This is a genomic window from Streptomyces sp. NPDC046712 (assembly GCF_040645695.1).
In the GTDB taxonomy this organism is placed as follows: Bacteria; Actinomycetota; Actinomycetes; order Streptomycetales; family Streptomycetaceae; genus Streptomyces.
In genome coordinates this window covers 19,692-29,330 of record NZ_JBEYYW010000052.1, presented here as the reverse complement: position 1 = coordinate 29,330, position 9,639 = coordinate 19,692, and the positions used below count along the sequence as shown (strand labels likewise).

Sequence of the window (9,639 nt, the reverse complement as noted above, 5' to 3'; positions counted from 1 at the left end):
CGGTTGCGGGTCGACGAGATGGATGTCCAGGGGCCGGTCCCCGTACAGCTCCGGCAGATTGGCGGCGAGCCCGGGAGGACACCTCCCGGGACGGCGCCTGCCCCTGGTCCTTCCTCTGGTGCAGCGCCTGCTGGAGCCGGGCGACGACCGCCTCCCCGTAGCGCCGGTGGCCGTGGACGCGCGGGTCGTCGGTGACGTCGTACCGCTTCACATAGGCGCCGAGGAACGCCTGCAGGGTGGCGACGGCCGGGATCGCGATGAGCGCGCCGACCGCGCCGAGCAGCGCCGTACCAGCGATCACCGAGCCGAACGCCACCGCCGGGTGGATGTCCACCGTCTTGGACGTCAGCTTCGGCTGGAGAACGTAGTTCTCGAACTGCTGGTAGACCACGACGAAGACCAGCACCCACAGCGCGTACCAGGGGTCCTCGGTGAAGGCGATCAGCATGGGCAGCGCGCCCGCCAGATACGTACCGATGGTGGGGATGAACTGCGAGACCAGGCCGACCCAGACGGCGAGCGCGGGCGCGTACGGCACCCCCAGGATCTCCAGCAGGATGAAGTGCGCGACGCCGGAGATCAGCGCCATCAGGCCGCGGGAGTAGAGGTAGCCGCCGGTCTTGTCGACGGCGATCTCCCAGGCCCGCAGCACCTCGGTCTGGCGGGCCGGCGGCAGGACCGAGCACAGCGCGCGGCGCAGCCGAGGCCCGTCGGCCGCGAAGTAGAACGAGAACAGGAAGATCGTCAGCAGCTTGAAGAGGCCGCCGAGGACGGTGGCGGAGACGTCGAGGACGCCGGTGGCGCTGTTCTGCACGTACTTCCGCAGCCAGTCGGAGCGCAGCACGCTGTCCTGGACCTCGACGCGGGACAGCTCGGTGTGGAAGGTCTGGTTCATCCAGTTGATCAGCGAGTCGAGGTACTTGGGGAAGTTCTCGACCATGTCGACGATCTGGCCGGCCAGCATCGATCCGAGCAGCACCACGAAGCCGACACCGACGACCATCACGGTGAAGAAGACGAGGAACGTCGCGAGGCCCCGGCGCATCCCCCGGGCGGCCATGCGCCCGACGGCCGGTTCTATCGCGAGGGCCAGGAAGAACGCGACGAGGATGTTGACGAGGAGCCCGATGAGCTGGTGGAAGGCCCAGCTGCCCAGTTGGAAACAGGCGTAGAGCGCGAGCGCGAGCACCAGGGCGCGCGGCAGCCAGCGAGGCATCCGCGCCGCGGCTCCCGTGGGTCCGGCCGTGGCGGGTCCGGCCTCGGCGGGTGCGGACGCGGTGGGTCCGGACGCGGTGGGTGCGGCCGTGGCGGGTCCGGCCTCGGCGGGCACGGGGGCGCCACGCACCGCCGTACGGTCCGCCGGCTCCGTCTCCGGAACGCTTGAGGTTCTCGCGGTCACGGCCTGGTCGGAGGTCCCGCCGAGGGTCCCGTCGAAGGTCCCGTCGGAGGTCGTCTTGTCGGTCTCGTCGGTTTCGTCAGTCGGAGCCACCACGCCAGTCTCGCGCACCGCGCGGACATTCCACCTCGGCCCGGCGCCTCAGCGCTTGTCGGCGGGTACGTCGACGGCCGCGCAGACCGCCCGCCACACGTCCTTCGCCTCCCAGCCGGCGTCGAGTGCCTCGCGCACCGTACGACCGCCCAGTTCCGACATCACATGGTCCCGCGCGAAGGACTCGGCGTAGGACGCACCGAAGTGGTCCGCCATCCGCTCCCAGAAAATCGTCAACCGCATGAACCCAGTATCCCGCCCCCAAGAGTGCAGCCCGGTCCGTAAGCCTTGTCACACGCCCTTCGCGGCCTACGGTCGGACCATGGCTGGAACTCCTCTCGCGGCTCCGCACCCGACGCTCCTCGAGCGCGCCGAGCACTTCATCTGGCTGACGGCCCGCGTGCTCGAACAGCGCCGGTTCGCCTATCACTTCCTGCGCGGCGGCGCGGAACCCGTCGAGGTCGCCCTCAGCGCGTACCTCAACGAGGACGGAGGCTACGGTCACGCGCTCGAACCGGATCTGCGCGGCCCGGTCAGCCAGCCGCTGCACACCGGGCACGCGCTCCGGGTCCTCGACTCCATCGGCCGTTGCGGCGGGCTGCGGGTCGAGCGGATCTGCCGCTACCTCACGGACGTGTCCACGCACGAGGGGGCCCTGCCCGCGGTCCATCCGTCGCTGCGCGGCTACCCCGCCGCGCCGTTCGTCCCGATCGTCGACGACCCGCCCAGCGCGTTGCTGTCCACCGGTCCCGTGGTCGGGCTGCTCCACCGGAACCAGGTCTGGCACGCCTGGCTGTTCCGCGCCACGGAATTCTGCTGGTCGGCGGTCGAGTCCCTGGAGAAGTCGCACCCGTACGAGATCCAGGCCGCCGTCGCCTTCCTCGACGGGGTCCCGGACCGTTCGCGGGCGCAGGCGGTGGCGGACCGGCTCGGGCGGCTGGTGCGGGAGCAGCGACTGGCGGTCCTGGACCCCGAGCGCCTCGACGAGTTCCCCGTGGCACCGGGGTACGCGCCGGGCGAGCACCACTTTCCGTACGACTACGCGCGCGTGCCGGACTCGTTGGCACGCCGCTGGTTCACGGACGAGGAGATGGCCCGGTCGCTGGACCACCTCGCCGCCGGCCAGGGGGAGGACGGCGGCTGGCCGGTCACCTGGCGGCAGTGGGCCCCGGGCACGGCGCTGGAGGCTCGCCCGATCGTCACCATCGAGGCGTTGCGGACGCTGCGCGCCCACGGCCGCCCGATCGACTGAAGCGAACAGGCGGGGACAGGCGGAGTCCCGGCCAGGCCCTAGGGCGCCTCGCGGAGCAGCAGCGCCGCGATGGCCATGGCCGTGCCGCGCGGGGTGCCAGGTCGATGCGGTGCGTCCGCCATGACCCCACCGCTCGCCTGCCCACCCGACCCACCGGCGCGCGTCACCCGCCCAGGGCCCGCGCCCCTGCCGTGACCAGCACCGCCGCGGCCACGACGACCAGGAAGGGTGCCCGCAGGACCAGGGCGACGGCGGCCGCCGCGACACCCGCGGCGCGGGCGTCCAGGGTGAGGGCGCCGTCCGTGCTGAAGGTCTGCTGGGCGGTGAGCGCCGCCAGTAGGGCGACCGGGAGGAGGGCTGCCAGGCGTTGGACGAGCGGGCGCTCCAGAGCGTCCGCGGGCACGAGGAGCCCGACCAGCTTGACGAGGTAGCAGCCGACGGCCGTGAGGCCGATCGCGATCCAGACACTCATCGGGCATCCTCCTCATCCGTCCCGCCAGTCCCGCCGGTGCTGCCTGTCCTGCCCGTGCCGTCAAAGCCGCCAGTCCCGCCGGTGCCGTCAGGCCCGCAGATGCGGCGGCCCCGCAGCCACAGCACGGCCGGCGCGGCGAGCGCCGCCGCCAGGACCGGGACGCCGGCCGGGAGGACGGGCAGCAGGCCGAGGCCCAGGACGACGGCGATCCCCGCGGTGCACCGCTCCGTCGCCGTCTTCAGCATGGGAGCGAGCAGGGCGAGGAAGACCGCCGGTCCGGCCGCGTCCAGGCCCCATGCCTCGGTGTCGCCGATGGCCTCCGCCCCAAGGGCGCCGAGCAGCGTCGTCAGGTTCCAGAGCACGTAGAGCGTGAGCCCGGTGACGGTGAAGCCGATCCGTGCGGACCGCCGCGTCGGCTGCGCGAGCGCCACCGCTGTCGTCTCGTCGATCACCCACTGGGCGGCGAAGGGCTTGGCGCCGCGCGGCAGGGCGAGGAGCTGCGAGAGCCGCAGCCCGTAGAACGCGTTCCGCGTGCCCAGGAAGAAGGCGCCGGCCGCGGCCGTGAGCGGGTTCCCGCCCCCCGCGAGCGCCCCCACCAGCGCGAACTGCGAGGCGCCGGTGAAGACGAGCAGGCTGAGCGCGCAGGTCTGGAGCAGGCTGAGGCCGGATCCCGCGGAGGTCACTCCGAAGGCGAAGCCGGAGAGACCGACGGCGATCCCGACCCCGAGCGCGTCACGTACGACCGCCGAGTCCGCCTTCGTCCTCTCCCGTATGACGGGGGGTGCTGTCTGTTCTGCCACGCCAGGGACGTTACGAGCCCCGGCCACCGTCGGTCTTGTACGTTCTTGCGCCCCGCGCTCGCTGATACGCCCCGGGCGGAACCCCGACGCTCCGCGTGAAGTGCCGGTTGAGGTGCGGCTGGTCGGTGAAGCCGACGGCCACGGCCGCCTCCGCGGGCGCCGTGCCCGCGTCGAGAAGCCGCCGCGCCCGCCGCACGCGCGCGTCGGTCAGCCACGTGTGCGGCGGCATCCCGTAGGCATCCCGGAAGGCCCGCAGCAGGGCGAAGGGACTGGTGCCGAGCTCGGCGGCGAGACGCTCCAGCGTCGGGGGTTCGGCCATCCGCTCCTCGAGGACGGCACGCGCGCGTGCCGCGTTGCGAGCGCCCGCCGAGCGCGGGGCGAGCGGCGCGAGGCGGCCCCCGTGGCTGCGCAGCATCCTCGCCGTGACCAGCCTCAGCAGACTGTCGGCGGCCAGCGCGTTGCCCTCCTCGGCGGCCCGGTGGACCCCGATGAGGAGCTGTGCGGCGTAAGGGTCGTCCACGACGGGTTCGGTGAAGCCGACCGATCCCCGCAGCGCGAGGGTGTCGGCGGCGATCGACCGGATCAGCCCCGCGTCCGGGTAGATCGTGCGGTAGGTCCAGCCCTCGGGGACGCCGGCGTGCCCGGTGTGCGGGGTGTCGGGGTTGACCAGGGCGATCTGGCCCGGCCCCGCGTGCACGAGTTCGTCGCGGTAGTGGAAGGCCTCGACGCCCTCCGTGATGGCCGCGAAGACGAAGGTCTCGTGGGTGTGCCGGGCGAAGGCCTTGCGGATGTAGTGGGCGTGCAGCAGGTCGACGCCGGGCAGCTCGGGGTACTGCCAGTACCGTGCCTGCTCCCGACTCGCCATTGCTCCATTCTGCGTCACGGGCGCTCCGGCATCGAGCTCGGGTTTCCCCAGGTCCGGGCGGTTGTCAGTGGCGGGGTGCACGATGGGTGGCATGGTCAGGTCTGCGCTCGACTCGTTCTCCCCCGCGACCCGCGGCTGGTTCACCGGGGCCTTCCACGCGCCCACCGCGGCGCAGGAGGGCGCCTGGCAGGCCATCGGCGCGGGTTCGGACGTGCTCGTGGTCGCTCCGACCGGTTCCGGCAAGACCCTGGCCGCCTTCCTCGCCTCCCTGGACCAGCTCGCCTCGACCCCGCCGCCCGCGGACCCGAAGAAGCGCTGCCGGGTGCTGTACGTCTCCCCGCTGAAGGCGCTCGCCGTCGACGTCGAGCGCAATCTGCGCTCTCCCCTCACCGGCATCCGCCAGGAGTCGGGCCGGCTGGGGCTGCCCGAGCCGGACGTCCGGGTCGGTATCCGCTCCGGTGACACCCCGCCCGCCGAGCGCCGCGCGCTGGCCACGAAGCCGCCGGACATCCTCATCACGACCCCCGAGTCGCTGTTCCTGATGCTGACCTCCGCCACGCGCGACGCGCTGTCGGGGATCGAGACAGTCATCCTGGACGAGGTCCACGCGGTCGCTGGGACCAAGCGCGGCGCCCATCTCGCGGTGTCTCTGGAGCGTCTCGACGAGCTGCTGCCCCGCCCGGCCCGCCGCATCGGCCTGTCGGCGACGGTCCGCCCCGTCGACGAAGTGGCCCGCTATCTCTCCCCGCAGCGCAAGGTGGAGATCGTCCAGCCCCCCTCCGGCAAGGAGTTCGACCTGTCGGTGGTCGTCCCGGTGGAGGACATGGGAGAGCTGGGCGGCTCCCCGGCCTCCGAGTCCACGGAGGGCGGTGACAAGCCCTCGATCTGGCCGCATGTCGAGGAGCGGATCGCCGACCTCGTCCAGGCCCACCGCTCCACCATCGTGTTCGCCAATTCGCGTCGGCTCGCCGAGCGGCTCTGCAACCGCCTCAACGAGATCGCGTACGAGCGTGCCACCGGCGAGGCCCTCCCGGACAACGCCCCGCCCGCCGAGATCATGGCCCAGTCCGGTGCCGCGCAGGGCGCTCCCGCGCTGCTCGCCCGCGCCCACCACGGCTCGGTCTCCAAGGAGCAGCGCGCCCAGGTCGAGGAGGACCTCAAGGCGGGCCGGCTGCCCGCCGTGGTGGCCACGTCCAGCCTGGAGCTGGGCATCGACATGGGCGCGGTGGACCTGGTCGTCCAGGTCGAGTCGCCGCCGTCGGTTGCCTCCGGTCTCCAACGGGTGGGCCGCGCAGGACACCAGGTCGGCGCCGTCTCCACGGGCGTGGTGTTCCCCAAGTACCGCGGCGACCTGGTCCAGGCGGCCGTGGTCACCGAGCGGATGCGCAGCGGCTCGATCGAGTCGATGCGCATCCCGGCGAACCCGCTGGACGTCCTCGCGCAACAGCTGGTCGCGATGGTCGCCCTGGACACCTGGCAGGTGGACGACCTCCTCGCCACGGTCCGGCGGGCCGCGCCGTTCGCCTCCCTGCCCGAGTCCGCGTTCACGGCCGTCCTGGACATGCTGGCCGGGCGCTACCCCTCGGACGCGTTCGCCGAGCTGCGTCCGCGCGTCGTCTGGGACCGGGTCGCCGGGACGGTCACCGGCCGCCCGGGCGCGCAGCGGCTCGCCGTCACCTCGGGCGGCACGATCCCCGACCGCGGCCTGTTCGGGGTCTTCCTCGCGGGCGCCGACCCCAAGAAGGGCGGTGGTCGGGTCGGCGAGCTGGATGAGGAGATGGTGTACGAGTCCCGGGTCGGCGACGTCTTCACGCTGGGCACGACGTCCTGGCGGATCGAGGACATCACCCGGGACCGGGTCCTGGTCTCCCCCGCTCCGGGCGTGCCGGGCCGGCTGCCGTTCTGGAAGGGCGATCAGCTGGGCCGCCCGCTCGAACTGGGCCGCGCGGTGGGCGCGTTCCTCCGCGAGGTCGGTTCCCTGGAGACCGAGGACGCCCGGTTGCGGCTGGTCGCCGCGGGCCTGGACGCCTGGGCCGCCGACAACGTCCTGGCGTATCTGGACGAGCAGCGCCAGGCCTGCGGCCATGTGCCGGACGACCGCACGATCCTGGTGGAGCGGTTCCGGGACGAGCTCGGCGACTGGCGGGTCGTCATCCATTCCCCCTTCGGGGCCCAGGTGCACGCCCCCTGGGCGCTGGCCCTCGGCGCCCGGCTCGCCGAGCGGTACGGGATGGACGCCCAGGTCATGCACGCGGACGACGGGATCGTGCTGCGGCTGCCGGACGCCGACCTGATGGGCCTGGACCTCCTCGACACCGACCCGGTGAGCCCGGACCGGCACCTCGACACGACGTACGACTCCGACCAGGCCCCGGTCGGTGCGGCGGACGCCCTCTTCGACAAGGGCGAGATCGGGCAGATCGTCACCGACCAGGTCGGCGGCTCGGCGCTGTTCGCCTCCCGCTTCCGCGAGTGCGCCGCGCGAGCCCTGCTGCTGCCCAAGCGCAATCCGGGCAAACGTACGCCCCTCTGGCAGCAGCGCCAGCGCGCGGCCCAACTGCTCCAGGTGGCGAGCGAGTTCGGCTCCTTCCCGATCGTCCTGGAAGCCGTCCGCGAATGTCTCCAGGACGTCTTCGACCTCCCCGGGCTCCAGGAGCTGATGGGCGACATCGAGTCGCGCCGCGTCCGGCTGGTAGAGGTGACCACCCCCGAGCCTTCGCCCTTCGCCCGCTCCCTTCTCTTCGGCTATGTCGCCCAGTTCCTCTACGAGGGCGACTCCCCGCTCGCCGAGCGGCGGGCGGCCGCCCTCTCCCTGGACTCCCGTCTCCTCGCCGAGCTGCTCGGCCAGGCGGAGCTGCGCGAGCTGCTCGACGCGGACGTGCTCACCGAGCTGGAGCGCGAGCTCCAGTGGCTCGCCGAGGACCGCCGGATCAAGGACGTGGAGGGCGTCGCCGACGCGCTACGGGTCCTCGGCCCGCTCACCGAGGCCGAGTTGACCGAGCGCGGAGGAGACCCCGCCTGGGTCCAGGAGCTGGGAGCCGCCCGGCGGGCCATCCGGGTCCGGATCGGCGGCGCCGACCACTGGGCGGCGATCGAGGACGCCGGCCGGCTGCGGGACGCGCTCGGCACCGCTCTCCCCGTCGGGGTGCCCGAGGCGTTCACGGAGCCGGTCAAGGACCCGCTCGGCGATCTCCTGGCCCGCCACGCGCGCACGCACGGCCCGTTCACCTCATCCGAGGTCGCCGCCCGCTTCGGCCTCGGCGCGGCCGTCACCGACGGCGCCCTCCAGCGCCTGGCCGCGGCCGGCCGGGTCGTCCAGGGCGAGTTCCACCCCTCGGGCATCGGACAGGAGTGGTGCGACGCCGCCGTGCTGCGCCGCCTGCGCCGCCGCTCGCTCGCCGCACTGCGTCATGAACTGGAGCCCGTGCCCCCGGCCGCGCTCGCCACCTTCCTGCCGCAGTGGCAGCACCTGGGGAGCAGCAGCCTGCGCGGGATCGACGGACTGGCCCGCGCCGTGGAGCAGCTGCAGGGCGCCCCCGTACCGGCCTCGGCCCTGGAGAAGCTGATCCTGCCGTCCCGGGTGAGGGACTACTCCCCCGCCCTGCTCGACGAGCTGACGACGACCGGAGAGGTCGTCTGGGCCGGCGCGGGCGCCCTGCCCGGCAAGGACGGCTGGGTCTCCCTCTACCTCGCCGACGCGGCGCCCCTGCTGCTGCCGCCCCCGCACCCGCTCGAGACCACTGCGCTCCACGAGTCGGTGCTCACCACCCTGTCCGGCGGATACGGTCTGTTCTTCCGTCAGATCGCCGACCAGGTGCGGGCCACCACCCACCCGGACGCCACCGATCCGCAACTCGCCGACGCGGTCTGGGATCTGGCCTGGTCGGGACGGCTCACCAACGACACCCTCGCGCCGCTGCGCTCCCTGCTCGGTTCGGGTCGTACGGCGGGGTCCACGGCCCACCGCGCCAAGCGCACGGTCCCGCGCGGCCGTTACGGCACGCTCACCGCCGCCGCCCGGCCCGCCTCCCGCACCGGACCGCCCACCGTCAGCGGCCGCTGGTCGCTGCTGCCGCCCCCTGAGCCGGAGCGGACCCACCGCGCCCACGCCCTCGCCCGCACGCTCCTGGACCGGCACGGCGTGGTCACCAGGGGCGCGGTGGCCGCCGAGGGCGTCGAGGGCGGTTTCTCCGCCACGTACCGCATTCTGTCGGCCTTCGAGGACAGCGGGCAGGCCCGCCGCGGCTATGTGGTGGAGGGGCTCGGCGCCGCGCAGTTCGCGATGGACGGAGCCGTCGACCGGCTGCGCGCGGCGGCGACCGCCCGCGACCGCGGGGCGGAGGCGGGCGCCGGCCCGCGCGCGGTGGTCCTGGCGGCGGCCGACCCGGCCAACGCGTACGGGGCGGCGCTGCCCTGGCCCGAGCCGCCGACCGGCGCGGGCCACAAGCCCGGCCGCAAGGCGGGCTCGATGGTGGTCCTGGTCGACGGGGAGCTGACGCTGTACATGGAGCGCGGCGGGAAGACCCTGCTGTCCTGGCCGACCGACCCGGACGACCCGGCGCTGAGAGCCGCGGCCGAGTCGCTGGCCTCGGCCGCCCTCGCGGGGTCCCTGGGCACGGTCACGGTGGAGCGCGTCAACGGGGCGGCAGCCCTCACCTCCCCCCTCGCCCGTCCTCTGGAGGCCGCCGGCTTCCACGCCACCCCGCGAGGACTCCGCCTCCGCCCGTAGGGCGTCGCCCCCGCCCGGTCCCGCATCATGGA

Annotated in this window: 7 protein-coding genes; 2 read left to right on the top strand and 5 right to left on the bottom strand. The window is 73.6% G+C overall.

Annotated elements, in window-relative coordinates; all coding sequences use genetic code 11:
• Together ABZ939_RS36720 and ABZ939_RS36715 are read right to left on the bottom strand one after the other, a co-directional pair.
• Positions 1 to 1,216: AI-2E family transporter (locus tag ABZ939_RS36720; protein ID WP_361864937.1), on the bottom strand; the 1,216-nt coding region annotated here is incomplete at its 3' end.
• A gap of 321 nt (positions 1,217 to 1,537) precedes the next feature.
• Complete coding sequence (locus ABZ939_RS36715; protein ID WP_361864935.1) at positions 1,538 to 1,732, bottom strand: DUF3046 domain-containing protein; 195 nt, start codon at positions 1,730 to 1,732, stop codon at positions 1,538 to 1,540.
• A 79-nt stretch (positions 1,733 to 1,811) separates the two neighbouring features.
• Here ABZ939_RS36715 and ABZ939_RS36710 point away from each other — a divergent pair, with 79 nt between their 5' ends.
• Positions 1,812 to 2,741: a hypothetical protein gene (locus ABZ939_RS36710; RefSeq protein ID WP_361864933.1), complete on the top strand. Its 930-nt coding sequence runs from the start codon at positions 1,812 to 1,814 to the stop codon at positions 2,739 to 2,741.
• Between the two features lie 163 nt (positions 2,742 to 2,904).
• Here ABZ939_RS36710 and ABZ939_RS36705 read toward each other — a convergent pair whose 3' ends face one another.
• The 3 genes from ABZ939_RS36705 to ABZ939_RS36695 are packed head-to-tail and all read right to left on the bottom strand — an operon-like array spanning position 2,905 to position 4,878.
• Positions 2,905 to 3,213 (bottom strand): AzlD domain-containing protein, encoded by a 309-nt coding sequence (locus tag ABZ939_RS36705; RefSeq protein ID WP_361864931.1) that lies wholly within the window; start codon positions 3,211 to 3,213, stop codon positions 2,905 to 2,907.
• Positions 3,210 to 4,013, bottom strand: a complete 804-nt coding sequence (locus tag ABZ939_RS36700) for an AzlC family ABC transporter permease (protein ID WP_361864929.1) — start codon at positions 4,011 to 4,013, stop codon at positions 3,210 to 3,212. The genes ABZ939_RS36705 and ABZ939_RS36700 overlap by 4 nt, the downstream gene beginning before the upstream one ends.
• Positions 4,014 to 4,023: 10 nt before the next feature.
• The gene (locus ABZ939_RS36695) at positions 4,024 to 4,878 is read right to left on the bottom strand and encodes an AraC family transcriptional regulator (protein ID WP_361864927.1); all 855 of its coding nucleotides are present in this window, start codon (positions 4,876 to 4,878) and stop codon (positions 4,024 to 4,026) included.
• A 91-nt stretch (positions 4,879 to 4,969) separates the two neighbouring features.
• Between ABZ939_RS36695 and ABZ939_RS36690 the strand changes: the two genes are divergently transcribed.
• The gene (locus ABZ939_RS36690) at positions 4,970 to 9,607 is read left to right on the top strand and encodes an ATP-dependent helicase (RefSeq protein ID WP_361864925.1); all 4,638 of its coding nucleotides are present in this window, start codon (positions 4,970 to 4,972) and stop codon (positions 9,605 to 9,607) included.
• Positions 9,608 to 9,639 lie beyond the last annotated feature (32 nt).

Excerpts from the sequence above, each read along its gene's own strand:
- ABZ939_RS36695 (WP_361864927.1), bottom strand. The coding sequence starts at position 4,878 with ATGGCGAGTCGGGAGCAGGCACGGTACTGGCAGTACCCCGAGCTGCCC.
- ABZ939_RS36715 (WP_361864935.1), bottom strand. The coding sequence starts at position 1,732 with ATGCGGTTGACGATTTTCTGGGAGCGGATGGCGGACCACTTCGGTGCG.
- ABZ939_RS36710 (WP_361864933.1), top strand. The coding sequence starts at position 1,812 with ATGGCTGGAACTCCTCTCGCGGCTCCGCACCCGACGCTCCTCGAGCGC.
- ABZ939_RS36690 (WP_361864925.1), top strand. The coding sequence starts at position 4,970 with ATGGTCAGGTCTGCGCTCGACTCGTTCTCCCCCGCGACCCGCGGCTGG.
- ABZ939_RS36705 (WP_361864931.1), bottom strand. The coding sequence starts at position 3,213 with ATGAGTGTCTGGATCGCGATCGGCCTCACGGCCGTCGGCTGCTACCTC.